General features: G+C 61.2%; 28 protein-coding genes and 2 tRNA genes. 20 read left to right on the top strand and 10 right to left on the bottom strand.

All coding sequences use genetic code 11. The features are described from left to right. The first annotated feature begins 49 nt into the window (after window positions 1–49). The 5 genes from NKI10_RS06305 to derI all read left to right on the top strand — a co-directional run bounded on the left by NKI10_RS06305 (window position 50) and on the right by derI (window position 5,368). Window positions 50–1,609 carry an FGGY-family carbohydrate kinase gene (locus NKI10_RS06305; RefSeq protein ID WP_352859179.1) on the top strand — a complete coding sequence of 520 codons (1,560 nt, stop codon included), beginning with the start codon at window positions 50–52 and terminating at the stop codon, window positions 1,607–1,609. Then, window positions 1,606–3,123, top strand: coding sequence for a glycerol-3-phosphate dehydrogenase (locus NKI10_RS06300; protein ID WP_023739038.1), 1,518 nt, complete (start codon window positions 1,606–1,608; stop codon window positions 3,121–3,123). The genes NKI10_RS06305 and NKI10_RS06300 overlap by 4 nt, the downstream gene beginning before the upstream one ends. Further along, the gene (locus tag NKI10_RS06295) at window positions 3,123–4,061 is read left to right on the top strand and encodes a sugar phosphate isomerase/epimerase family protein (RefSeq protein WP_023753375.1); all 939 of its coding nucleotides are present in this window, start codon (window positions 3,123–3,125) and stop codon (window positions 4,059–4,061) included. Before NKI10_RS06300 ends, NKI10_RS06295 begins: the two co-directional genes overlap by 1 nt. Before the next feature lie 75 nt (window positions 4,062–4,136). Continuing rightward, on the top strand, window positions 4,137–4,904 hold the full coding sequence (locus tag NKI10_RS06290; protein ID WP_352859178.1) for a triose-phosphate isomerase: 768 nt from the start codon (window positions 4,137–4,139) through the stop codon (window positions 4,902–4,904). 26 nt (window positions 4,905–4,930) lie between these two features. Then, window positions 4,931–5,368, top strand: coding sequence for a D-erythrulose-4-phosphate isomerase (gene derI, locus NKI10_RS06285; protein WP_023672592.1), 438 nt, complete (start codon window positions 4,931–4,933; stop codon window positions 5,366–5,368). Window positions 5,369–5,383: 15 nt separating this feature from the next. On the opposite strand, the gene dhaL is transcribed toward derI, so the two are convergent. Both dhaL and NKI10_RS06275 read right to left on the bottom strand, forming a co-directional pair. After that, a complete protein-coding gene (gene dhaL / locus NKI10_RS06280; RefSeq protein WP_023744772.1) occupies window positions 5,384–6,025 on the bottom strand; it encodes a dihydroxyacetone kinase subunit DhaL in 642 nt (213 codons plus the stop codon). A gap of 24 nt (window positions 6,026–6,049) precedes the next feature. Then, window positions 6,050–7,057, bottom strand: coding sequence for a dihydroxyacetone kinase subunit DhaK (locus NKI10_RS06275; protein WP_352859176.1), 1,008 nt, complete (start codon window positions 7,055–7,057; stop codon window positions 6,050–6,052). A gap of 410 nt (window positions 7,058–7,467) precedes the next feature. Here NKI10_RS06275 and NKI10_RS06270 point away from each other — a divergent pair, with 410 nt between their 5' ends. From NKI10_RS06270 to NKI10_RS06245, 6 genes are all read left to right on the top strand, one after another. Then, a complete protein-coding gene (locus tag NKI10_RS06270; protein WP_352859174.1) occupies window positions 7,468–8,769 on the top strand; it encodes a tyrosine-type recombinase/integrase in 1,302 nt (433 codons plus the stop codon). Between the two features lie 119 nt (window positions 8,770–8,888). Then, the gene (locus NKI10_RS06265; RefSeq protein WP_031197728.1) at window positions 8,889–9,071 is read left to right on the top strand and encodes a hypothetical protein; all 183 of its coding nucleotides are present in this window, start codon (window positions 8,889–8,891) and stop codon (window positions 9,069–9,071) included. Continuing rightward, window positions 9,068–9,763: a hypothetical protein gene (locus NKI10_RS06260; RefSeq protein WP_352859172.1), complete on the top strand. Its 696-nt coding sequence runs from the start codon at window positions 9,068–9,070 to the stop codon at window positions 9,761–9,763. Before NKI10_RS06265 ends, NKI10_RS06260 begins: the two co-directional genes overlap by 4 nt. A gap of 261 nt (window positions 9,764–10,024) precedes the next feature. Continuing rightward, the gene (locus tag NKI10_RS06255) at window positions 10,025–10,387 is read left to right on the top strand and encodes a hypothetical protein (protein ID WP_352859170.1); all 363 of its coding nucleotides are present in this window, start codon (window positions 10,025–10,027) and stop codon (window positions 10,385–10,387) included. 131 nt (window positions 10,388–10,518) lie between these two features. Then, window positions 10,519–10,818: a DUF6074 family protein gene (locus NKI10_RS06250; protein WP_023681677.1), complete on the top strand. Its 300-nt coding sequence runs from the start codon at window positions 10,519–10,521 to the stop codon at window positions 10,816–10,818. 309 nt (window positions 10,819–11,127) lie between these two features. Next, window positions 11,128–11,298, top strand: a complete 171-nt coding sequence (locus NKI10_RS06245) for a hypothetical protein (RefSeq protein ID WP_156932365.1) — start codon at window positions 11,128–11,130, stop codon at window positions 11,296–11,298. Here NKI10_RS06245 and NKI10_RS06240 read toward each other — a convergent pair. Next, window positions 11,295–12,386 (bottom strand): acyltransferase family protein, encoded by a 1,092-nt coding sequence (locus NKI10_RS06240; RefSeq protein WP_352740640.1) that lies wholly within the window; start codon window positions 12,384–12,386, stop codon window positions 11,295–11,297. The two genes, NKI10_RS06245 and NKI10_RS06240, sit on opposite strands and share 4 nt — an antisense overlap. Window positions 12,387–12,524: 138 nt before the next feature. Between NKI10_RS06240 and NKI10_RS06235 the strand changes: the two genes are divergently transcribed. The 3 genes from NKI10_RS06235 to NKI10_RS06225 all read left to right on the top strand — a co-directional run bounded on the left by NKI10_RS06235 (window position 12,525) and on the right by NKI10_RS06225 (window position 14,402). Then, complete coding sequence (locus NKI10_RS06235; RefSeq protein ID WP_352859435.1) at window positions 12,525–12,593, top strand: hypothetical protein; 69 nt, start codon at window positions 12,525–12,527, stop codon at window positions 12,591–12,593. A 202-nt stretch (window positions 12,594–12,795) separates the two neighbouring features. Continuing rightward, complete coding sequence (locus NKI10_RS06230) at window positions 12,796–13,341, top strand: cupin domain-containing protein (RefSeq protein WP_023681672.1); 546 nt, start codon at window positions 12,796–12,798, stop codon at window positions 13,339–13,341. Further along, on the top strand, window positions 13,335–14,402 hold the full coding sequence (locus NKI10_RS06225) for a glycosyltransferase family 2 protein (protein ID WP_352859166.1): 1,068 nt from the start codon (window positions 13,335–13,337) through the stop codon (window positions 14,400–14,402). Before NKI10_RS06230 ends, NKI10_RS06225 begins: the two co-directional genes overlap by 7 nt. Before the next feature lie 37 nt (window positions 14,403–14,439). Here NKI10_RS06225 and NKI10_RS06220 read toward each other — a convergent pair whose 3' ends face one another. Both NKI10_RS06220 and NKI10_RS06215 read right to left on the bottom strand, forming a co-directional pair. Next, window positions 14,440–14,667 carry a hypothetical protein gene (locus tag NKI10_RS06220; RefSeq protein ID WP_023739028.1) on the bottom strand — a complete coding sequence of 76 codons (228 nt, stop codon included), beginning with the start codon at window positions 14,665–14,667 and terminating at the stop codon, window positions 14,440–14,442. A 31-nt stretch (window positions 14,668–14,698) separates the two neighbouring features. Continuing rightward, a complete protein-coding gene (locus tag NKI10_RS06215; RefSeq protein ID WP_352859164.1) occupies window positions 14,699–15,013 on the bottom strand; it encodes a hypothetical protein in 315 nt (104 codons plus the stop codon). Window positions 15,014–15,398: 385 nt separating this feature from the next. On the opposite strand from NKI10_RS06215, the gene NKI10_RS06210 reads away from it, so the two are divergent. Then, on the top strand, window positions 15,399–15,662 hold the full coding sequence (locus NKI10_RS06210) for a hypothetical protein (protein ID WP_352859162.1): 264 nt from the start codon (window positions 15,399–15,401) through the stop codon (window positions 15,660–15,662). Between the two features lie 48 nt (window positions 15,663–15,710). Here NKI10_RS06210 and NKI10_RS06205 read toward each other — a convergent pair whose 3' ends face one another. From NKI10_RS06205 to NKI10_RS06190, 4 genes are all read right to left on the bottom strand, one after another. Continuing rightward, window positions 15,711–16,265 carry a DUF8453 domain-containing protein gene (locus NKI10_RS06205; protein ID WP_023749168.1) on the bottom strand — a complete coding sequence of 185 codons (555 nt, stop codon included), beginning with the start codon at window positions 16,263–16,265 and terminating at the stop codon, window positions 15,711–15,713. Between the two features lie 108 nt (window positions 16,266–16,373). Next, window positions 16,374–16,535 (bottom strand): hypothetical protein, encoded by a 162-nt coding sequence (locus NKI10_RS06200; RefSeq protein ID WP_023739024.1) that lies wholly within the window; start codon window positions 16,533–16,535, stop codon window positions 16,374–16,376. Further along, on the bottom strand, window positions 16,528–17,145 hold the full coding sequence (locus tag NKI10_RS06195; protein ID WP_352859159.1) for a DUF6338 family protein: 618 nt from the start codon (window positions 17,143–17,145) through the stop codon (window positions 16,528–16,530). The genes NKI10_RS06200 and NKI10_RS06195 overlap by 8 nt, the downstream gene beginning before the upstream one ends. A 171-nt stretch (window positions 17,146–17,316) precedes the next feature. Next, a tRNA-Asn gene (locus tag NKI10_RS06190) sits at window positions 17,317–17,391 on the bottom strand. Between the two features lie 231 nt (window positions 17,392–17,622). On the opposite strand from NKI10_RS06190, the gene NKI10_RS06185 reads away from it, so the two are divergent. From NKI10_RS06185 to NKI10_RS06170, 4 genes are all read left to right on the top strand, one after another. Next, complete coding sequence (locus NKI10_RS06185; RefSeq protein ID WP_023667708.1) at window positions 17,623–17,883, top strand: PGPGW domain-containing protein; 261 nt, start codon at window positions 17,623–17,625, stop codon at window positions 17,881–17,883. A 335-nt stretch (window positions 17,884–18,218) separates the two neighbouring features. Further along, window positions 18,219–18,292: transfer RNA gene (locus NKI10_RS06180), tRNA-Cys, on the top strand. A gap of 103 nt (window positions 18,293–18,395) precedes the next feature. Continuing rightward, on the top strand, window positions 18,396–19,070 hold the full coding sequence (locus NKI10_RS06175; protein ID WP_023667707.1) for a protein-L-isoaspartate O-methyltransferase family protein: 675 nt from the start codon (window positions 18,396–18,398) through the stop codon (window positions 19,068–19,070). 185 nt (window positions 19,071–19,255) lie between these two features. Then, the gene (locus NKI10_RS06170; RefSeq protein ID WP_352653686.1) at window positions 19,256–20,641 is read left to right on the top strand and encodes a TolC family outer membrane protein; all 1,386 of its coding nucleotides are present in this window, start codon (window positions 19,256–19,258) and stop codon (window positions 20,639–20,641) included. 15 nt (window positions 20,642–20,656) lie between these two features. Here the strand turns inward: NKI10_RS06170 and NKI10_RS06165 are convergent, their stop codons facing one another. Further along, window positions 20,657–21,028 (bottom strand): hypothetical protein, encoded by a 372-nt coding sequence (locus NKI10_RS06165; RefSeq protein ID WP_352859456.1) that lies wholly within the window; start codon window positions 21,026–21,028, stop codon window positions 20,657–20,659. On the opposite strand from NKI10_RS06165, the gene NKI10_RS06160 reads away from it, so the two are divergent. Continuing rightward, entirely contained in the window at window positions 20,970–21,866 is an 897-nt protein-coding gene (locus NKI10_RS06160) for a PopZ family protein (RefSeq protein ID WP_023825722.1), read from the top strand. The two genes, NKI10_RS06165 and NKI10_RS06160, sit on opposite strands and share 59 nt — an antisense overlap. Window positions 21,867–21,894 lie beyond the last annotated feature (28 nt).

Below are 21,894 nucleotides of genomic sequence, written 5' to 3'. Positions count from 1 at the left end.
AAAGACTGCTCCTTGTGAATTGCCTTCATAAACATCCGGAACTTGCGGCATGAAAGACCTGCTGATCGGGATCGACGCGGGAACGTCCGTGATCAAATCGGTCGCTTTCGATCTGTCGGGGCGGCAGCTTGCCATGGCGTCGGTGAGCAACAGCTTCGTCACGCTGCAAGGCGGCGGCGCCGAGCAGGACCTTGATCAAACCTGGCGCGACATGGCGCTGACGGTTCGCGATCTGGCGACGAAAATTCCCGACCTCGCGCGGCGAGCCGCTTCTGTCGCGATCACCGGGCAGGGCGACGGCACCTGGCTGATCGATGGCGACGGCATGCCGGTCGGGCGCGCGTGGCTCTGGCTCGATGCCCGCGCCGGCCATCTGGTGGACGAGATGCGCGGCGATCCCCGGGATCGCACGCGGTTCGAGATCACCGGCACCGGGCTCAACGCCTGCCAGCAGGGAGCTCAGCTCAGCTGGCTGAAGAGGAACAGCCCGGAAATTCTGGAGCGCGCCGCCACTGCCTTTCACTGCAAGGACTGGCTCTATTTCAAGATGACCGGCGAGCGCGCCACAGATCCTTCGGAAGGCACCTTCACCTTCGGCGATTTTCGCTCGCGCAGCTATTCCGACGAGGTGCTCGACATTCTGGATCTGACGTCGCACCGCCGCCTGTTGCCGCCCATGCTCGAAGGCACGACCGATCATCATCCGCTTTCTGTGTCGGCAGCAGGCGAGACCGGCCTGCTTGCGGGCACGCCGGTGGTGCTGGGCTACGTCGACATGGTCAGCACCGCGCTTGGCGCCGGCCTCTATGATCCAAGCGGTAATGTCGGCTGCACGGTCATCGGCTCGACCGGCATCCACACGCGCCTGGCGCGCACTCCCGACGATGTCGTCCTCAACGACAACGCATCAGGCTACACGATCGCCATGCCGGTTCCCGGCGCCTATGCGCAACTGCAATCCAATATGGCGGCGACGCTCAACATCGACTGGCTGCTTGGACTGGCGCGCGACGTGCTGACCGCCAGCGGTGTAAAACCTTCGCGCGACGAATTGCTGAAAGCGCTCGATGCCTGGGTCGAAGGATCGGAGCCCGGATCGCTGGTCTATCAGCCCTACATCTCGCTGGCCGGCGAACGCGGACCGTTCGTCGATCCAGACGCGCGCGCCGGCTTCATCGGGCTTTCCGTCAAGCACGGTTTTGGCGATCTGGCGCGCGCGGTTCTCGAGGGATTGGCGTTTGCGGCACGCGATTGCTACCAGGCGATGGGCAGCATGCCCAGCGAGATCCGCCTGTCTGGCGGCGCCGCGCGCAGCCCGTCGCTGCGCCGTATCATCGCTGCGGCGACCCGCGCGCAAGTCAGGACCAGCAGCCGCCAGGAAGCCGGCGCCGCGGGTGCGGCGATGATGGCCGCGGTCGGGCTTGGCGTCTATCGCTCGATGGATGTTTGCTGCGCCGAGTGGGTGACGCCGCTGCTGGGCGAATGCGACGCCTATGACGAGGCGCTTTCGCAAACCTACGATGCGCTGTTTCCGTCCTTTGTCGCGGCGCGTCAGGCGCTGCATCCGGTGTGGAAATCGATGGCGCACCGCACAGGAGCTAAGTCTTGAGCGATACAACGGATATTGTCGATCTCTTCGTGATCGGCGGTGGCGTCAACGGCGCCGGTATAGCGCGCGATGCCGCGGGTCGCGGGCTGTCGGTCATCCTGTGCGAGAAGGACGATCTGGCGCAAGGCACCAGCTCGCGTTCCGGCAAGCTGGTGCATGGGGGCCTGCGCTATCTCGAGTACTACGAGTTCCGGCTGGTGCGCGAGGCGCTGATCGAGCGCGAGGTGCTGCTTGAGGCGGCGCCGCACATCATCTGGCCGATGCGCTTCGTGCTGCCGCACAGCCCCGAAGACAGGCCGGCATGGCTGGTCCGGCTCGGGCTGTTTCTCTACGACCATCTTGGCGGCCGCAAGCGCCTGCCGGGAACGAGGACGCTGAATTTGAGAACCGCGCCGGAAGGAGCGCCGATCAAGGATGAATTCAAACGAGGCTTCGAATATTCGGACTGCTGGGTCGATGATGCACGGCTGGTGTTGCTCAATGCGCTCGACGCCAGTCAGCGTGGCGCAAAAGTCTTCACGCGCACGGCCTGTATTGCCGCCAGGCGCGAAGGCGGCCTGTGGTCGATCGACATGCAGGATGGCCGCACGGGTGCTGTGACGAGGGCCCGCGCACGCGGGTTGGTCAACGCGGCCGGGCCATGGGTGAATGACATCGTCAGCCGCGTCGCTGGACAGAATTCCACCCGCAACGTTCGCTTGGTGAAAGGAAGCCATATCGTCGTGCCGAAATTCTGGGAGGGACGGCAGGCCTATCTCATCCAGAACAACGACAAGCGGGTGATCTTCGTCAACCCGTATGAGAACGATCTGGCGCTGATCGGCACCACCGACATTCCTTATGAAGGTCGGCCCGAAGAAGTGGCCGCCGAGGCAAGCGAGATCAATTATCTGATCAAGGTGGTCAATCGCTACTTCAAGCGGCAGCTGACCGCGCAAGACGTGGTCTACAGTTTCTCGGGCGTGCGTCCGCTCTATGACGACAATGCCGACAACCCGAGCGCGGTGACGCGCGACTACATCTTCGAACTCGACGCCCCGAACGGTGGCGCGCCGCTGCTTTCTGTGTTCGGCGGCAAGATCACCACCTTCCGCAAACTGTCCGAACATGCGCTCGAAAAAATACAGCCCTTCTTTCCGACCATGAAGAAGGCCTGGACGGCCAAAATTCCCCTGCCGGGAGGCGACCTGCCCAACGCGGATTTCGAGCAGTTCCTGGGTGATCTGCACGCCGAGTTTTCGTGGCTTAGCCCGTCGCTGGTGAAGCACTATGCTCGAAGCTACGGCACGCGCACACGCGCTTTGCTGAAAGGGGTCAAAGACGAAGCGGATCTCGGCCGTCGTTTCGGCCCGGATTTCTACGAGCTCGAAGCTGTCTTCCTGTTCGAGACCGAATGGGCGATGACCGCCGCCGACGTTCTCGAGCGCCGGACCAAACACGGGCTGCATATCAATGCGGCCGAGCGGAAAACATTCGAAGACTGGTGCACAAAGACAATGGCGGCGGTGAACTGATGGCCTTCACGCTTTCGCTGAACACCAACCCGCTGGTCAATCGCTTCGCCGATCCCGACGATCTGATCGACGCCATTGCCTATGGCATCGGCATCCGCGACGTGCAGCTGACGCATGAATTCGTCAATCCGGGCTGGCCGGCGGCAACGATCGCCAAGTTCGTTCGCCTGTTCAACAGCGCCCTGGCGCGGACCGGCGTGCGGATCACTTCGGGTATGACCGGTCCCTATGGCCGGCTCAATCATTTCGGCCATCCGGACGCGGATGTGCGCCGCTATTATGTCGATTGGTTCAAGACCTTCGCCGACATCTCCGCCGAACTCGGCGCGTCGGGCATGGGCACGCAGTTCGCCATATTCACCTACAAGGATTTTGACGATCCGCAGCGGCGCGCGGCGCTTCTCGACATCGCGCTCGAATGCTGGCGCGAAGTGGCCGAGCACGCCAAGGCGGCGGGCCTGACCTACCTTTTCTGGGAACCGATGTCGGTCGGCCGCGAGTTTGGCCACACGATCGAAAGCTGCGTCGAATTGCAAGGCGCCGTCGATGCGGCCAAGCTGCCGATCCCGATGCAGATGATGGTCGACATCGACCATGGCGACGTGACCTCGCCCAATCCTGACGACACTGATCCCTATGCCTGGGCGAAAGCGTTCCCGTTGCAATCGCCGATCATCCACATCAAGCAATCGTCGATGAACAAGGGCGGGCACTGGCCGTTCACCGCCGCCTACAACAAGGATGGCCGCATCATCCCGCAGAAGCTGCTCGACGCCGTGCGGGCGGGTGGCGGAACCGACAATGAAATCTGCCTTGAACTTTCCTTCCGGGAGAGGGAACCGGTCGATCATCAGGTTATTGCAATGATCCGTGAGTCGGTGGATTTCTGGGCGCCTTACATCGACAGCGGCCGCGAAAGTCTCAAGCCTCGCGCTTGAGGCAAACCGCCGGCCCGAAGGCGGCGCAGACCCGGAAACACGCATCATTCGAATTTCGGATCGAAGGAGAGAAGAATGGCCCCATATTGGGTCGGCACGAGCTGGAAGATGAACAAGACGCTGGCGGAGGCGCTGCAGTTCGCCGAGGCATTGGCGGCGTTCGTGCCGGGCTTCGATCCGGCGATACAGCCTTTCGTCATTCCCCCCTTCACCGCGGTGCGGCAGGTCAAGGCGGCGCTCGCCAACACCCGCGTCAAGGTCGGCGCCCAGAACATGCATTGGGCCGATGCCGGTGCCTGGACGGGCGAGATTTCGCCGGTGATGCTGAGGGATTGTGGGCTCGACCTGATCGAACTCGGCCATAGCGAGCGCCGTGAGCATTTTGGCGAGACGGACAAGATCGTGGGACTGAAAACCTCAGCGGCAGTCAAGCACGGCTTCGTACCCTTGATTTGTGTCGGCGAGACGCTGGCCGAGCGCGAGGGCGGCCGCGCCGACGAAATTCTGACCGCGCAGGTCTTGGGCGCGCTGCAGGGTCTCGCAAACAATGAGTTGTCGGCAGAGATACTCTTTGCCTATGAACCGGTGTGGGCGATCGGCGAGAAAGGCATTCCGGCCAGCGCCGACTATGCCGACAAGCAGCAGGCGCTGATCAAGCAGGTCGCAGCAACCCGGTTGCCGACCGCCCCGCTTGTGCTCTACGGCGGCAGCGTCAATCCCGGCAACGCGGCTGAACTGATTGGCCAGCCGCGTATCGATGGGCTGTTCATCGGCCGCTCGGCATGGCAAGCGGAAGGCTATATCGACATTCTCAAAAAGGCGTCGGCCGCCATCGCGCGCTGACCACGAAAACGAAGGAGTTCATTGCCATGAAGATCGCACTCGGAGCCGACAGCGCCGGCAAGCCGCTGCTCGATGTCATCGCCAAGCATCTCGCCACCAAGCCAGAACTGCAGGTCGTCGATCTCAGCCAGGCCGGATTCTACGCCGATATTGCCGCTGCGGTCGGCCACGAAATTGTCGACGGCAATTACGACCGCGCCATCCTGTTTTGCGGCACCGGCATCGGCGTCAGCATCTCGGCCAACAAGGTGCCCGGAATCCGTGCCGCGCTAACCCACGACACCTATTCGGCGGAACGCGCTGCGAAATCCAACAATGCCCAGATCATCACCATGGGTGCGCGCGTCATCGGCCCCGAACTGGCCAAATCGATCGCCGACGCCTGGCTGGCCTCGGAGTTCGATCCGAACGGTCCCTCTGCCGCCAACGTGCAGGCTGTCGACAAGCTCGACGCGAAGCGCTGAGGATCCGCTCCCGACCTAGCCGGTCAAGGCGATCCGCATCGCCTCGATGACGGTTACGGCGGACGCCGCGCCTGGATCCATATGGCCAAGCGAGCGTTCGCCGAGGCGGGAGGCCCGGCCCTTGGTGGCGATCATCGCCTTGGTCGCCTCCGCGCCGGCCTTTGCCGCCTCGGCTGCAGCCGCGAGGCTGCCGGCCAGCCCCTTGCCGGCGGCCAGTGCCTCGCCCGCAGCCGTCGCGGCCGGCGCCCACGCATCGATCATCGTCTTTTCCCCAGGCTCGGCCTTGCCGCGATCCTGAATGCCTCTGGCCATCGCTTGGAACATAGCGACCGCGTCGGCGTCGTCGAGCGTCGCCTTGCCCTTGACGGCGGCCGCGCCGCGCATGAATGCCGTGGCATAGAGCGGGCCCGAGGAGGCGCCGACGGCGTTGAGGAACGACTTCGCCGCCGTGTTCAGCAAGATGGTCGGATCGGTGGTCCCGTCGTCCAATGCGGCCACCGCGTCGCGTGCCGCGGCAAATCCCAACTCCATGGCAATGCCGTGGTCGGCATCGCCGATCACCCCGTCAAGCGCGCACAACCGGTCCCGGTCGGCTGACATGGCGTCGGCGATGGCAACGAACATCGCGGCAAGGCGGGTGGTGTCGATTGTTGTCATCTGTTGTTCCTTGCCGTCCCCAGTTTACCCGGCGCGAAACATGGCGCAGTCGCAAGGGTGGTCGAGCATCGTTTGCAACTCGTCGTCGAGGTGGTGCAGCGTGATCGAAGCGCCGGCCATTTCGAGCGAGGTGCAGTAATTGCCGACCCAGCTTGCGTGAATGGATACACCGATATCGTCAAGCCTCTGCTTCACGCGCCGGTTCATGATGTAGAGTTCCATCAGCGGCGTCGAACCCAGCGAATTGACCAGCACGGCGACCTTCTCGCCGCGTGCCGGCGCCATCTCGGCGAGAATCCTGTCCAGTATTTCGTCAGTGATCTCGTCGGCCGTTTTGAGTTTTCCGCGTGCGATGCCGGGTTCGCCATGGATGCCCATGCCGATCTCCATCTCGTCGGGTCCGATTTCGAAATTCGACCGGCGGGTTTGCGGCAACGAACAGGGCGCCAATGCGACGCCCATGGTAAAGGTGTGGTCGTTGGCTTTCCCGGCAATGCGTTCGCATTCATCGAAAGACAACATGCGGTCGCAGGCGGCGCCTGCCGCCTTGAAGATGAAAAAGTTCCCTGCGACACCGCGCCGCTTGTGCCTGTCGCCAACGGGCGCGGAAGCGACGTCGTCGGTGCTCAGCACCGTGCGCACCTCGATGTCGTCCATCGCGGCCATCTCGGCCGCCATGTCGAAATTCATGACGTCGCCGGCATAGTTGCCGTACATGAACAGCACACCGGCGCCGCCGCTCGCCGCCTTGGCGCATTCGAGGATCGGGTCGGGCGGCGGAGAGGCGAAGACATTGCCGATCGCCGCCGCGTCGGCCAGCCCCTTGCCGACGAAGCCGAGAAAACTCGGCTCGTGGCCCGAGCCGCCACCAATGACGAGGCCTACCTTGCCTTGGCGCGGTCCGTCGCGGGCGATGATCGAGCGCGGGCTTCCGTCAACGGCTTTGAGATGGCGGGGATGCGCAGCCAGGATGCCTTCCAGCATCTCGTCGACGGCCCGATTGCCGTCATTGATGATCTTCTTGGTTTGCACCAACGTCCTCCCGATTTGGTATTTTCATAAATGATACCGGGCGTTATCAGGCTGCCTCGAGCGAGGGCAGGGATGCCCAGAAAACTGCCTTCGATCGGCTTCGTAGCTGTTTACCAGCCGTTCTGGCAGAACCGAAGCGGACCGACGTGCACGGACAATGGCACTGTAGTGTACAAGTTCGCACCACGGCTTAGAAAAGGCGGTGGCTCCCGGGCCGGATTCGAACCAGAGACCAACCGGTTAACAGCCGCTCTCGGGATAGCCCACCAGCGCCATATACCGGTTGTTCCACTCCTGAAAAACCCCTTGTTTCATAACGATTTCAGCTTTCCTGTTGCACATTAGAGCACACAGGGCAACATAGGCAGCAGTTGCATCCTGTTGCCCCGACGTTGCCCCGGAGAGCCCTAATGCCCCGCGAGAACCTGAACGACAACCGCCTGAAGGCTTTGAAGCCGGCTGCTCCTGGCAAGCGATACGTGATCATGGATGCCCAAGTCCCGAGCATGGGCGTCCGCGTAACCGACAAGGAGCCGTCCAACGGTTCAAAGCTTAAGGCCGGACAAGTCAGCTTTGTCTACATCGCCCGTTTCGGTGTTGCAACTCAGCCAGCCCGCCGCGCGCTGGGAGAGTACGACGTCATGTCGCTTGAAGCGGCACGCACCAAGGCGAGGCAGTGGGCAGCGCTCATTGATCGCGGCATTGACCCGAAGGTCCAGGCTGACGAGGAGCGGCAGGCGGCGAGGGCAGCGACAGAGAGCCGTGACCGGTCTTTCGAAACCATCCTTGAACGGTTCATCAAAGCCCGGCGCCGCGATGGCATCCGCAAGGCCGACGAGGACGAGCGCGACCTCAACCGGGAATGCCTGCCGAAGTGGAAGGGCAGGGACGTCGCCACCCTCACCAATGCCGACATCATGGAAGTGGTCGAACCGATCTATGCGCGCGGCGCGCAGCGGCAGGCGCTCAACATCGCCCAGAAGATCGGGACGTTCTTCGGCTGGTGTGTCGATGACGACCTGATCACCGCCTCACCCTTCCGGGCAAAGAAGGTGCGCACCACCATCGGCGAGAAGGGATCAAGGGACCGCGTCCTGACCGATGCTGAGATTGGGGCGCTCTGGACTGCCACGGCCGCTGGCGACGTCTACAGCGCCGTCTATCGGCTGCTGCTGCTGACCGGCCAGCGCCTCAACGATATCGCCCAGGCGTCTTGGTCCGAAGTCGACGTGGACCGCAAGACGCTGACTGTGCCGGCGGCGCGCTTCAAGTCCGGCCGCGATCACGTTGTGCCTCTCACCGAAGAAGCGCTCGGCATCATCGCCAAGTTGCCGCAGTTCAAGAAATGCAATTGGCTTTGTTCTCTCGACGGCGCGGGACCTGTGACGATCGGCCATAAGGTCAAGCTGCGGATTGACGCCGCCATGCTCGCAGCGCTTCGGAAGGACGATCCCGAGGCCAAGCTTCCGGCATGGGTCAATCATGACATCCGCCGGACGGTCCGCACCCGGCTGTCCGAGCTCGACGTGATGGACGAGGTTGCCGAGGCTGTCATCGGGCATGTGCCTACGGCGCTAGTCAGGACGTACAACCAGTCTGACCGCCTCAAGGTGAAGCGAGACGCCCTGACGCGCTGGGAGGGCGCGCTTGTGGCGCTGACAGGCCGCAAGACGGCCAACAATGTCATCCAGATAAAGGCGGCCGGTCAATGACCCTCAATTTCAACTATCAGCACGATTTCTCGGAGCGAGCCGAACGAGAGATCGTTTGTCGAGGCTGAGTTAGATGCTTGGGTGAAGGCCCGCGTCGACCAGCGAGACGCGGTGGCCTAATGACCACTGATCACGAACATAGCGCTGCTATCGATGAGGCTGCAGCCTGGCTGCGATCTGACAGCCGGGAGCGCATCAGCCGGCCAATTATCCCCCATCTGAAGCAGGCGTTCGGCCTGACCGCTGCTGAAGCGATCGAAGCGATCAGGGAAGCGAACCTGCGGCGGGCCCGCGCCACATGAGCGAAATTACGCCTAGCCGTAAAACTGGCCGACCGAAGGGCTACATCGCCAACTACCAGCCGCAGACCAAGACGCTGGCGCTGCTCGATGCGGTCGACATGGTTCTCACCGAATACCGGGAACACTGGCCGCTCACGATCCGCCATGTCTTTTATCGGCTGGTCGGCGCCTACGGTTATCCGAAGGATGAGTCGTTTTACTCGAAGCTGATCGACCATATCGGCAACGCGCGCCGCGGCCGGGTGATCCCGTTCAATGCGATCCGCGACGATGGCGTGGTCACGCACCGCATGGACCATTTTGACGACCAGAACCATTTCCTGCGCCATGTTCGGGTGCTCGGCGAAAACTACCATCGGAACATGCTCGCCAATCAAAACCTGCACGTCGAGGTCTGGTGCGAGGCCGCCGGCATGCTGTCGCAGCTCTTCAAGGTCAGCCGAGAATTCTCGGTGCAAGCCTATTCCTCAGGCGGCTTCGACAGTCTCACTGCGAAGAAGGATCTGGCCGATCGAATATGCGAGATCGCAAAGCCGACGGTGATCCTGCACCTGGGCGACTATGACCCGAGCGGCAAATCTGTGACAGTCGACCTCAAGCGCATCCCCCTGACTGCTGACCAAATGTTTCGCTATTCGCTGCCTACCGCCGCCCAAGAAGACCGACAGCCGCACCGCGCGATGGGAGGGTGAGACATGCCAACTCGAGGCGCTGTCGCCCGACAACATCGCTCATATCTTGCGGTCACATATCATCGACCTGTTCGACGTTCACCAGTTCCATGAAGACCGCGATATACAGGCACGCGAGCGGCAGTTGATCACTGCAGCCTTGCCGGCCCCGAGGGGGGATGCGTGACCGTCCAGCCCAGCCCATTCATCCCCGGCGCCGACGCCAGCAATCCGCGGTGGACCGGCTAGCGGAAGAAGATCCAGCGCAGCGCTGCCATCCACATGAGGTGGGGATCCACGTTCAAGGAATGCGAGGAGGCTTTCGCCGACTGGCACCACTGCGCCCTGCAAATCGTTCACGCCGAGAACATCAGCTTTCGGTTGCTGGCCTTCGCCCGACAGCACCTCAACATGAAGGCCGGGACCATCAGCGGCACGAATTTCGAATTTGCCAAGATGGGAGGAGGCTGCTCAATCAAAACGACATCCCGCGAGATAGGCCTGTACGAGCGGCTCGGCCTGTTCATCGTGAGCCGGTGTCGGCACAAAATCCCGGGTGGTGGCATCAACGAAGTGCGGACGCTTCGGTTGGCGCTGCCGAGGCCCTTCAATCCAAAATTTACAGCGAGAGGTGAGGAGCCATGAGGACCACAGTGGTCCCGCATGCCGGCGCTGGTCTCCTGGACCACAGTGGTCCCGCATGGACCTTTCCCGCACCCCTCCGCAGGCGAGACCACAGTGGTCCCGCTAATACAGCCATCTTGCTCGGGTGACGCATGACACAACTCGACCTTTTCAAGCAGCCAGCAAGGAAGACCGGCCAGATAGTGGCATTCCCCGCCGATCGCCGCGCCGTCCTTATCCGCGCCACCGCCCACGAACTCTGCACCCTCCACTATATCGCCGGCCGCAAGTTCTGGAGCGAGCACGTCAAAGGCCTGCGAGCCCAGCTTCGCGCTGTCGGTATTCCCTGCCGCCAAGTCGATATGGAAATCCGTCGATACTCGGCAGCCGTTGCCAGCACTATCGACCATTCCATGCCCAATCATGGAGCGCCGCCACCAACGGCAGCATAACGGTCCGCGAAGCGGAACGAGTGGGGGTGTGGGGCCTCAGGCCCCAAGTTGGCGGTGATGATGCCAACGCCGACATGAGCCTGATAGGCAAGGGGACTGGTGGTATCCGCCTCGTGACGGCGCGGCCAACAACCAGATAAATACGGCTGGTGTTGGTTTCTTCAATGAATACAACTCCGGTTGCTAAAGCCACTGTCGTGCCGCCCTCTCTACAGGGGGCGCCGAAACAAACGTCAACCTCGCCACACGCATCAATGAACTTCGCACCGCGCTGATCAACTACGGGTTGGCGGTATGATAGGAGAAACCATGTACACATTGACCTTTACCGAAGAGCAGATGGCGGTTCTCGACCGCGCCCCGCAGGACGTGCCTTTCAAATTTGCAATGCCGATCATTCAATCCATAAACGAGCAGCTTGTGAAGCAGCGCGATCCGGCTAAGGAAGCCGAAGAAGTGAAAAACTTGAAGAGCGCCTAAGCCGCCCGGCCTTCAACCGCAGCGAACCGGACTTTGTACATCGCCACCCACTTCTCGAAAGCGAAGTAGCTGATGGTCGCGGCTACAATTGTCAGCATCAGCGCGGTTGCCCACAATGTCCAATAGTCGCCGGCATTCGTCGCGGGTGCGATGGCATGTCCTCGCGCCTTCGTTGCCGTCCCGACCGAGTAGGCGATAACGGCAAAGTGATAGACGTACAGGCCGTACGAGATTCGACCCAGGAACCGCAACGGAGTGGCCGACAGCACCGTTGCTAGAAGCGGTGCGCGTAATCCGGCGTCGACCAGCCCGCCGAACATCAACGCCGCCAGAGGGTAACTGAAGGCAGAGGCCACGGGCGAGACCCACGGCGGCGCCAACGACAGGAAAGCAGCGCCAGCAGCCACGGCTACGGCGATCGAGAACCCCCAATGCCACTGCGGTCGAAGGATGTAGAGCGCCATTCCGCCCAGAACGCTCTCAGGTCGCAAGAACGGCGTAACCCAGATGATCGGGTGGCTCGCTCCGAGGCCGTAGACCGTCATCCGCGCAAGGAAGCAGTAGACGAACACAGCCAGCAGCGCTCCAAGAAAGACGGTTTTGCCGAACCGGCGATAAGCGAGAAAGACGAACGGGATCAGCAGGTAAATCTGGAACTCGAATGAGAGCGTCCACAGGTGCGCCGTGTTTGGGATCGACAGGTTGTAGCTCTTGAACCACGCGACGGCGTTATCGAGAAAAAGCGCCAGACCAGCCAGCCGGAAGTAGCCGTTGCCGTCCGGGCTGCCGTAGATGACCAGCATGGCGATCGCGAACAGGATCATCAGCGGGTAGATGCGCAGAAAGCGGCGCACAAAGAAATTCCGCACGCCGATGCCGCCTGTCTTGACGTACTCCGCATCGAGCAAGTGGAAAAACAGGAACGACGATATCAGGAAGAACAACTCGACGCCGACCCAGCCGTAGTTGTGCATCTTGTCAAGTACGGCAGACGCCGTGAAGTCCGACATGTGGTGGAAAAACACCGCAAGGAACGCGAAGAATCGCAGGCCGTCTAGCGGCGCCAAGTACAATTTTGGAGAGGTCATGGCCGGCTTCTCGCACCAAATCCCCACAACCTCAAGAGGCACCCATGGCCGTAACCCGCGAGAAGCAAAGCCTTGACCTCGTGCTGGTGCACGAAGGCGGCTACTCAAACCACCCCTGCCGACCCTGGCGGCCCAACAATGAAGGGCGTGACCCAGCGTGTTTATGACGGCTACCGCAAGCGCAAGGGCCTTGCGCTTGCGGTATAGCAAGACGCCGGCAGCGGTTGGCGCAGCCGGGTGATGTCGTCGAACCGAAAGTCAAACGGCAGTTCCGCTCCACTCTCCAATCGGAGAAATTGGCTACAGTGCCGTCCTCTTTGATTGCGTGGCCTTCCACGCTGCCGTTGAAAGACAGTTAAAAGAAGGGCATGAGGAGCGCTGCCAAAGCTAGTTAGATTGGATGAGTCCTATGACGCAGAGCATTCTCGATAAGACATTGGCAGGGGCCCAGAAGGATCAGGAGACGGTTCGATCCGGCGAGCCGATCGGCAAGGTCCCCGACGGCGTGACGTTTCACGACATGACCGCTCACCTCGACGACAGGGGAAGCGTCACCGAGGTCTACGACCCTCGCTGGAATTGGCATCCCGATCCGCTTGTTTTTTGCTACATGTTTACCATACGACCGAGAACGGTGAAGGGTTGGGCGCTGCATAAGCTTCACGAGGATCGATACTTCGTTGTCGATGGCGAGATGGAGGTCGTCCTGTATGACCCAAGGCCCGAGTCGAGCACCTGCGGACAGGTATTTCGGATTGTTCTGTCTTCAGCCCGGCCACGCCTGATGAACATCCCCAGATTCGTCTGGCACGCGGACCACAACATCGGCGCGAGGGACGTTAGAGCAATCAATTTTCCTACAATGCAATATGACCACGCCAATCCCGACAAATACCGGCTGCCGCTGGATACCGATTTGATCCCGGTCGACTTTGGCGGCCTCAAGGGATGGTAGACGACGCTCCGCCGCTCTTCAGCGTTCTGATGCCGACCCATAATCGTCCCGACTCTCTTGCCTATGCGATCCAGTCGGTGCTGGCGCAGACGGAGCAATCGTTCGAGCTTCTGGTCGTTGGCGACGGTGCAGCACCGGAGACCGAAGCGGTCGTGAAAAGCTTTTCCGACCCGCGCATTCGTTGGTTTGATTTCCCCAAGGCGCCTCACTTTGGCTATGCCAATCGAAATCTGGCGCTTCGATCGTCACGCGGGGAATTGATAGCCTTCGCCGCCGACGATGACCTGATGATGCCGGATCATCTTGCACTCATGCGCGGCCAGTTCGTCGATCCGTCGGTGGCACTTGTCTACGGCCAGGTCCTCTGGGTCTCGACCGACGGCATTTGCGGTCCTGATCTTACCAACCTGTTTTTTCCCGAAGAGCGGCGCCAATTCATGGCGAGAGGGAACACGATAGCGGCCTCAGGCGTCGTATATCGCGCCAGCGCTCTTGCAGAGCGGACGGTGTGGCCAGAAGATGTGAACGGGGCGGGAGACTGGGAGATCTGGCGTCGGATCGTGCTCACAAAGGGCTTCGCCGCCGTGCGCTACCTTCGCCTTCCTACGTGCCTGCATTTCTCCGCTAAGTGGAAAAACCTCAGAGACTCCGGATTCGCGAGGCTGACGGGCTTCATCAAAGCGTGTGAGACGTCGATCTGGTTTCCGGCGCCGCTACGGGTCGCCATTCCGACAGGACACCTGGAACAAAAGGTCTTCTGGGACATCATGTGTGTCGATCCCGATGGCTGGACCGCGCTCATTCGGGAAGCCGCAGCCGACGCCGTGAACCGACTTGCGCTCGACCGTCTCGAAAACCTGGCTACACCCGACTCGCCGCCCACACCACCTCCTCCCCCCGCTGCCCCAGATGACGGCCGAGCCGAGGCGCTTGCGGTAGAAGTACAGGCTCTCGCGATTGAAAGGGACGCTATGAGGATGGAGATGGAGGCGCTCAAGCGCTCGAAGAGTTGGCGTTGGACTGCCCCTCTAAGGCAATTGCGAAGGCATATCGGCCGATAGGAGCCGGCGCCAAAGGGCATGAAGCGGCCGGATAATCCTATTCGTCCCCGTCGCCGAGGTACGCCTTCACACGTCCGAAATCGCGGTACATTCCGCCGTCCGGGTGTTTCTTCTCATGCCAGGTGATCGCCCAATAGCCGGTGTCCTGAAGACCCTCCATGACCATCACCCGATCGCGGTCGGTCGGGAAATGCTCCTTGAGAAGATCGTTGACGGCATTCAAGCCGCCGTCTCGGTAGGCTTGCAGATATACATCATCTACCATGGGATAATTCCCCTTTTTTCGCGGACTGTTGCTACCGACAGGGATGTTGCAGCCGGTGCTCTAGCAAGAGGGTTAAGACCTCTTCGGTTTTGTCCCGCCGGTGCTTCTCTGCCAAAGCGACTCTATCATTGCTAGGCCCCAGCGGCATCGATATCAGGAGGTCGGTGAGTTGCGGGTTGCACTCGAAGAGGATTGCCCTGGCCAGTAGGTCGGCCGGCTCGCAGAGGCCTTTGAACGGGTCGATCCCGGCGCCAAGGCAGGCTTCGAACGCCTCCCGCTTAGTAGTTTCGGCGCCCGCGGTGCAGATCGTCGCACCCATCACCAACGAACAAAGCATCGCTTTCATGGCTGAAGCATCGCGCGCAAGCTTCGCCCCCGCAAGGGCGTGCTTGAGTTTTTAAAGGTGTCGGCGCATCATCACCGGCGGAGCGTGAGAACTCCCGCGGATGGCCCTGCCGGGCCATCTGCACCCAGAGCGTTGGCGGGGCGATCCCTCCAAGGATCGATATTGCCAACGGGTAGAACGAGCCGACTTAGCCGTCGGAGCGAAACGGCAGCACTATGCCGGGAGAGCGGCGGCTATACAAGACCCGAAAGGGAAAGGCCGTTCGCGCATGGTCTCTGGCCATGTTCTCACCCTCCCGGCGCCAGTGCTGTCCATTGGCAACCGGCCGTGAGAAGCCGAAACCAGAGAGCCTACATCATGACCATCCATCAACCTGAAATGCGCCGTGGCAATCGCCACCTCGATCGAGCGGCTGATTGACCTGCTCGACGCCATGAGCCCGGATCCTGACCTCGAGGAAAGCCTCGGATGGGGATATGGCAGCCAACTGGAGTTGCACGCCCAGGACGGCGAGCGCGAGGAGGAGAACGAGCACGGCGGCGACATCAACGACGATAACGAGTATGAGCAAGACGCCGTAGACTGTGACTGGCCCGGCTTCATATGGGGCGGCGGGGAAGGCGGCGGCCGAGCGCACGAAGGTGCTTGAACCGTAACAATGTTACATTTGGCCCGCTGCCTCACGGTGGCGGGCCTTTTAGGCGCGCCGGCTTACTGCGACTGTCTTGACCGGTCCCCACATTCCGCCTGTAAAACTTTCAGAATCGGCGATCTGCAACATGTTCGGCCGGTCTCTTCTATATTTTTCTCCGAACCAACCTTCATACTCGATCTGGATTAGGAACTCGGCCTGGGCAATCCAAAAGCTCTGACGCGGATCTCTATGGGTTAGACCAAAGGAACATGAGGTCCTAGCACCGTTCTGGAGGAGACGGATCACGCTGGAAGGCTCGAAACAAGCCAACCATCGACCCTTGTTCTCGTCATTGGCGCCGGCGCCCAACGCCGCCCGCAGCGCTGCCTGATCGGTAACAAGGAGCCTTATGTTCTTTGCAGGGATCGATCCGGAGTTAAGGATGACCAGGTCATACGCGATCCCTTCAGTGCCGCCGTGGTGCGTCTCAACCATTGCCGTTACAATCGGCCGAAACTGACGGTACCAAAAGAAGATGGAAAAACCTAAGGCCACCGCCGAGACAACCAGTGCAACGGCTGCGACTGCAAGATTGAGCAAGTCTGCGTATACGCCCATTATTGCCCCTTTCCGTAACCTCAACAGTAGCAAGAACCAATTCACCCGCATCGCCGCTGCCTTTCCCTGGCGGCCGGGTGTATCATTTCGTACCCGAAACGCTTGCGCCTATTTCTTTTTCCCGCCACTGCTGGTGGTGGGCGTCACCTTCGGCGCGCCGCCGCCAGAAACCGGCTTATACCCGCCCTGCACATTGCTTTTGGTCGGGGAGTAGCCCTTCTTGACGGCAGCCTGTTGTACCGTCTTGGTCGTCCCTTTCTTGTCAGTCATTTCCTTCCTCCGTTCGATCAATGTCTAAGAACTCAAGGGTGCTCACCTCTGATGCCTGGACCCAAAGGCCATTTGGCATTGGCACCCAGCTGCCGCCTCTGCCCCGACTGAAAATTTGCTCGACGTAAATGTCGCGGTCGTTGTCGGAGGAAGCGAACGACCGGCGCCCGTAATATCCATGGAAGACAGTGCCGTCTTTCAACGTGATGATGAGCCAATGCTCGGTCCGCTGGGCAAACTTCCAGTCCCATGCGGTCGGCATGGTGTGGACGACCTCAAGGTTCAGTTTCTCACAAATTGTTCCATACCATCCCTTTTGGTGCCCTAGTCCGAGTAGAAGGCCGATGGCCATGGGCACGATGATGATCAGGCCGGCCCATCCAATCCAGACCCACCACGGCGCTGAGTCCTTATGAATGCCTAGGGCGAACAGCGGCAGGACCGCCGCATAATAAATGACGGTCACTACCAAGTAGGAGAGCAGGGCTTCGGTATGAGAGGGGGTGCGTCCAGTGAGGAATTGTGCACGCACGTAGAGAATGAGCAAACCCGGGGCGAGCAGGGCGAGGCCATTGGCGACCTTAGACAGGTCTTCCACCTCGAACCCCATTGTCGCGAATCACTCCTGTTTGTCGGGCGACGGACTTTCGCGCGCGAAATTGCAGGAGTTCAATGAGCCTTCGTGATTAATCACAGGGAAGATTGTTGCCCCAATTGTTGCCCTGGATCTTGGGTTGCCAAATCGGTCGAGCCGCAAACTTCAGTAAGTGTTTGGAAATGTTGGCTCCCCGGGCCGGATTCGAACCAGCGACCAACCGGTTAACAGCCGGTTGCTCTACCACTGAGCTACCGGGGAATAGAGGCTCTCATGTGAGTGGCGCAGCCTATAGCAAACCCTTTTCGGCTTTGCAAAGAAGCATTTCGCATTTTTTAGCGCATTTTCACCCAATGGTTTCTGGCAATCGCCGGATGACACCACATATGAGCCGTCTTGGGCGCCGTCGGACCTTGGTCGGCGGAACCTGAAAGGCGATTGCAGCCTTTAGCGCATATGGCTTTATCGAAGGCAACCGGATCGACTTTCGACATGACTGCAGCAGACGAAAACCAGGCACCGGCGCGGAAAATCTCGGTGTTCGGGCGCGAGTTCACCATGCCGCGCTCGCGCGGGCTGAGGATCGCCATCGGTATCATGCTGGTGTTTTTCGGCCTTCTCGGTTTCCTGCCGATTCTCGGCTTCTGGATGATTCCGCTCGGCCTTTTGGTGCTTTCCTACGAATTTGCCGCGGTGCGCCGCCTGCGGCGCCGGTTCGTCGTCTGGTGGGAACGGCGTCGCCGGCCAAATTGAAAGCGATGGCGCGCGGTCCCGGTTCAGTGGACGCTTCGCTTCCAGCCCCCCGCAGACCTTCCCCTCGAATATCTCCTTGAGAACGGCAGCCCCTGGTGTCAGCCGCGCGTTTACGGTGAAAGCCAGTTTGCACCCGCTGCGTAAAGCTGCGGGTTCGAGTTTCGCCGGTCGCGCAGCCATGCTTGAGGAGCGGCCAATATGCCGGTGCGCCAAGCGCTAAAATCGCTCGGGAACCACGTTGCGGCGGCTGATGAGGAAAGCGCGCCGGAATGCCGCGCGGACGCTTGACGACCTTTCGCTGCCACCATATTGAGTTCGCTCGCCGGGAGCGATGAGGCCTCGTGGCGGAGTGGTTACGCAGAGGACTGCAAATCCTTGCACCCCGGTTCGATTCCGGGCGAGGCCTCCAATCGCTTCAACTCCCGCATGCCGGGGGCTTGAGTTCGAATGCGCCGCAGTGTCGGCGCGACAAGCGCATTCAGCGCATTGGCTTTTGACGGATTGGTTGGGACATGAGCGCTGATTTCTCCGAACTTCGCGTCAAGATGGTCGACGGCCAGGTCCGCACCACCGATGTGACCGACGCAGCATTGCTCGATGCCATGCTTGCCGTGCCGCGCGAGGCCTTTGTCGGGGCCGGCCAACAGGCTCTCGCCTATATCGACGAGGATATCCGCATCTCCGACGGCGCCGATGGCAGCGGTGCGCGCTACCTCATGGAGCCGTCGCCACTGGCCAAGCTTTTGCAGTTGGCCGAGATCGACGCCGGCGATTCGGTGCTCGATGTCGGCTGCGGCACCGGTTATTCCGCGGCGCTGCTGTCCAGGCTGGCCAAATCCGTCGTGGCGCTGGAAAGCGATACCACACTGGCGGAAGCAGCCAAAGCGGCGCTTTCGGCGCAGGGCTGCGATAACGTCACCGTGGTCACCGGCCCACTGCCGCAAGGTCATGCCGCCAAGGCGCCCTACAATGTGATTCTCATCGGCGGCAGCGTCGAGAAAGTGCCTGCGGCGCTGCTTGACCAGCTTGCCGAAGGCGGCCGGCTGGTGGCTGTGGAAGGGCAGGGCAATGCGGGCGTAGCCCGGCTCTTTTTCAATGCAGGGGGGGTTGTAACCGGAAGACGGGCATTTAATGCGGCAATTAAGCCACTACCCGGATTTGAACGCATTCATGCCTTCGAGTTCTAAGTGATTTTGCCTTGCAGCAAAGACTCTGTCATGTTGGCTTGCGATTGAACAATCGTTGCTGATTGGTTAACCGGGGTTTCGGGAGGCTGTCAGCGGGGGAACGATACATCGACGCGGCGCTGGCCGATCCCTAGGGATGGGCTGGCGTGGCGTGGTTCCCGTGCAAAACGAATGAGGGATATAAAGTGCCGTCCTTAGCCAAGAGTTTGTTTGTTACTGTCCTCATTTCCGCGACAGCGCTTTCGCCGATAGCCGCCTCGGCGGAAACCATTCTCGGCGCGCTTTCCAAGGCCTACCAAAACAATTCCTCGCTGAATTCGGCCCGTGCCGGCGTGCGCGTCACCGATGAGGGCGTGGCGATCGCCAAGTCGGGCTATCGCCCGGTGATCACTGGTTCGGCTGATATCGATTACACCTCCAGGCACCTGAACGGCAGGAACGCGAGCCTGGCATTGACCACCGGCAGCTTCGGCGTTCGGATTGATCAGACGCTGTTCGACGGCTTCCAGACCAAGAACAGGGTCGCGTCGGCCGCTGCACAGGTGAGGGCCTCGGTCGAGGGCCTGCGCAACACCGAAGAGAACACGCTGTTCAACGCGGCGAGCGCCTATATGGACGTGATTCGCGACCGCCAGGTGGCGGTGCTGACCGAACAGAATCTGCAGTTCCTGACCGAGCAGGCGCGCGCGGCACGCTCGCGCTTCGAGGTTGGCGAGGGCACGCGCACCGATGTGGCGCAGGCCGACGCGTCGCGTTCGGCCGCGGTGGCGCAATTGAGTGCTGCCCGTGCGCAGGCTCTGGCCAGTGCGGCAACCTATCATCAGATCGTCGGTGACGAGCCGGGCAAGCTCAAGGCCGCGTCGCCGTTGGCGAAGCTGTTGCCGAGGAGTCTCGAGGCGGCGATCGGCATTGCATCGAACGAGCATCCGGCCATCCTGGCCGCCCTACATTCCGTCGATGCAGCCGGATTTGATGTAAAGACGCAGGAGGGTGCGTTGCTGCCGCAGTTGACTGCCAGTGCCGGCCTTTCCCATGCCTATCAAAATACCGTACCTGGCGCGGGGGATTCGGACGGCGATTCCAATGCCGCCACCGTCGGCGCGACGCTGACCGTTCCGATCTATTCGGGCGGCCGTACCTCCGCACTCGTTCGTCAGTCGAAGGAATCGCTCAGCCAGGCTCGCATCGAGGTGGATGTCAGCCGTGACTCGGTGCGCCAGGCCGTGACCTCGGCATGGACGCAATACATCGCAGCGCGTGAAAGCGTCGACGCTAATCGGCAGGTGATCGCGGCCGCACAGTTGGCGCTCAACGGCGTCATCGAGGAGCGCAATGTCGGACAGCGCACCACGCTCGACGTGTTGAATGCCCAGAACGCCGTCATCTCGGCAAAGATCGACCTCGCCAGCTCCGAGCGCGATGTGGTTGTAGCCAGCTACGCCATCCTGTCGGCCATGGGCCGCCTGTCGGCCGATCGCCTGGCGTTGAATGTGGTGAAGTACAAGCCTGAAGAGCACTACAGAGCCGTCAAGGACAAATGGATCGGGCTGCGTACGCCGGACGGTCGTTGAGCCCACCTGGGCGGCTCAAGTCCCGCCAGGGTTGAAGCATTTCACGCCGCGCTTCCCATGGATGCGCGGCGTTTGTCTTTTGTAGCCTAAATTGTTGAAATCCGGCGTCTTCCGAGATTGGGGATTCTCGGATGGCGATCCGTCGGCTACGCTGTCGCCATGATTCGTATCCGGCTTTGCCGGACAGGAATCCAGGAACGGGTCACTACAGCGCCACGCGTCCGATGGATGCGCAAAGGAGGCTGTAGAACTTTGATTTTGCGCCTGATCCTCTTCGAAAATCGAAAATCGATTTTCGGGATCATGCGCGGGGGCGGCGGATGTGACGATGGCGACGGCAAGCAGCGCACAGCGCGAACCTTCCATGGAAGAAATACTGGCTTCCATCAGGAGGATCATCGAAGACAGCGACACCGGCCGCAAGCTGCCGGGCGACGCCGATGAGTTGCGCCAGGACCTTGTGCCGGCCGCCGGGCCTGTTTCGGATGTTGAGGCCTTCCGCAGCGAATTGCACAGCTCGACCGAAAGCAAGAAGCCGGTGACGCTGGCCGAGGTGCAGGCCCAACTGGCCGAGCCGGTGGTTGCGCGGCTGGAGCCGCGCTCCGAGCCGTCGCCAGTGAAGCCGGCCATTGCGGCAAATGCCACGACCGCCGCGCCACCCGCGCATGCTCCGATGACATTGGCGGAAGTAAGCGCCAGGATAGCCAGTGAGCCAGCTCCCGCCGTCAGGGCAGAAGCTGCAGTGCGGGCAAAGGCGGAAACCACCGACTCGATCGTCACGGATTGGCGCCGCGAAATCGCGTCCGTTGGCAATCAGGCAAAACCGGCTGACACAGTACGGCGGCCCGAGATCAGGCAGCCGGAGATCAGGCAGCCGGAGACTGAAAATCGGCAGGCAGCAATCGCGGAGGTCGAGGCTTTCGAGGACGATCTCGCTGCCGAGCCGGCTTTCGAGCCTCGTCCTTCGAGCGGCGAGCGCGCGCGCCCGGCCGATACAACTCCGGTTCGGTCGGCGATCGTTTCGGAACATACGGGACGGCAGGTCGCAGCCGCCTTCGGCGAGCTCTCCGACGCCTTCGCCAGCCGCAGCAAGAAGACCTTCGACGAGATGGCCGAGGAGATGCTGCGGCCGATGTTGCAGGACTGGCTGGACAACAATCTGCCGACGCTGGTCGAGCGCCTGGTACGCGAAGAAATCGAGCGCGTCGCGCGCGGCGCGCAGTAGACATCACCATAGCCCGTTCCGGATTAAG

Origin of the sequence: Mesorhizobium sp. M0802, from assembly GCF_040320115.1 — a bacterium.
Lineage (GTDB): Bacteria > Pseudomonadota > Alphaproteobacteria > Rhizobiales > Rhizobiaceae > Mesorhizobium.
This window is presented reverse-complemented; position numbering and strand designations above follow the sequence as displayed.

Excerpts from the sequence above, each read along its gene's own strand:
- NKI10_RS06305 (WP_352859179.1), top strand. The coding sequence starts at position 50 with ATGAAAGACCTGCTGATCGGGATCGACGCGGGAACGTCCGTGATCAAA.
- NKI10_RS06295 (WP_023753375.1), top strand. The coding sequence starts at position 3,123 with ATGGCCTTCACGCTTTCGCTGAACACCAACCCGCTGGTCAATCGCTTC.
- NKI10_RS06290 (WP_352859178.1), top strand. The coding sequence starts at position 4,137 with ATGGCCCCATATTGGGTCGGCACGAGCTGGAAGATGAACAAGACGCTG.
- derI (WP_023672592.1), top strand. The coding sequence starts at position 4,931 with ATGAAGATCGCACTCGGAGCCGACAGCGCCGGCAAGCCGCTGCTCGAT.
- dhaL (WP_023744772.1), bottom strand. The coding sequence starts at position 6,025 with ATGACAACAATCGACACCACCCGCCTTGCCGCGATGTTCGTTGCCATC.
- NKI10_RS06270 (WP_352859174.1), top strand. The coding sequence starts at position 7,468 with ATGCCCCGCGAGAACCTGAACGACAACCGCCTGAAGGCTTTGAAGCCG.
- NKI10_RS06265 (WP_031197728.1), top strand. The coding sequence starts at position 8,889 with ATGACCACTGATCACGAACATAGCGCTGCTATCGATGAGGCTGCAGCC.
- NKI10_RS06260 (WP_352859172.1), top strand. The coding sequence starts at position 9,068 with ATGAGCGAAATTACGCCTAGCCGTAAAACTGGCCGACCGAAGGGCTAC.
- NKI10_RS06255 (WP_352859170.1), top strand. The coding sequence starts at position 10,025 with ATGAGGTGGGGATCCACGTTCAAGGAATGCGAGGAGGCTTTCGCCGAC.
- NKI10_RS06250 (WP_023681677.1), top strand. The coding sequence starts at position 10,519 with ATGACACAACTCGACCTTTTCAAGCAGCCAGCAAGGAAGACCGGCCAG.
- NKI10_RS06245 (WP_156932365.1), top strand. The coding sequence starts at position 11,128 with ATGTACACATTGACCTTTACCGAAGAGCAGATGGCGGTTCTCGACCGC.
- NKI10_RS06240 (WP_352740640.1), bottom strand. The coding sequence starts at position 12,386 with ATGACCTCTCCAAAATTGTACTTGGCGCCGCTAGACGGCCTGCGATTC.
- NKI10_RS06230 (WP_023681672.1), top strand. The coding sequence starts at position 12,796 with ATGACGCAGAGCATTCTCGATAAGACATTGGCAGGGGCCCAGAAGGAT.
- NKI10_RS06225 (WP_352859166.1), top strand. The coding sequence starts at position 13,335 with ATGGTAGACGACGCTCCGCCGCTCTTCAGCGTTCTGATGCCGACCCAT.
- NKI10_RS06220 (WP_023739028.1), bottom strand. The coding sequence starts at position 14,667 with ATGGTAGATGATGTATATCTGCAAGCCTACCGAGACGGCGGCTTGAAT.
- NKI10_RS06215 (WP_352859164.1), bottom strand. The coding sequence starts at position 15,013 with ATGAAAGCGATGCTTTGTTCGTTGGTGATGGGTGCGACGATCTGCACC.
- NKI10_RS06205 (WP_023749168.1), bottom strand. The coding sequence starts at position 16,265 with ATGGGCGTATACGCAGACTTGCTCAATCTTGCAGTCGCAGCCGTTGCA.
- NKI10_RS06200 (WP_023739024.1), bottom strand. The coding sequence starts at position 16,535 with ATGACTGACAAGAAAGGGACGACCAAGACGGTACAACAGGCTGCCGTC.
- NKI10_RS06195 (WP_352859159.1), bottom strand. The coding sequence starts at position 17,145 with ATGGGGTTCGAGGTGGAAGACCTGTCTAAGGTCGCCAATGGCCTCGCC.
- NKI10_RS06185 (WP_023667708.1), top strand. The coding sequence starts at position 17,623 with ATGACTGCAGCAGACGAAAACCAGGCACCGGCGCGGAAAATCTCGGTG.
- NKI10_RS06175 (WP_023667707.1), top strand. The coding sequence starts at position 18,396 with ATGAGCGCTGATTTCTCCGAACTTCGCGTCAAGATGGTCGACGGCCAG.
- NKI10_RS06160 (WP_023825722.1), top strand. The coding sequence starts at position 20,970 with ATGGCGACGGCAAGCAGCGCACAGCGCGAACCTTCCATGGAAGAAATA.
- NKI10_RS06165 (WP_352859456.1), bottom strand. The coding sequence starts at position 21,028 with ATGGAAGCCAGTATTTCTTCCATGGAAGGTTCGCGCTGTGCGCTGCTT.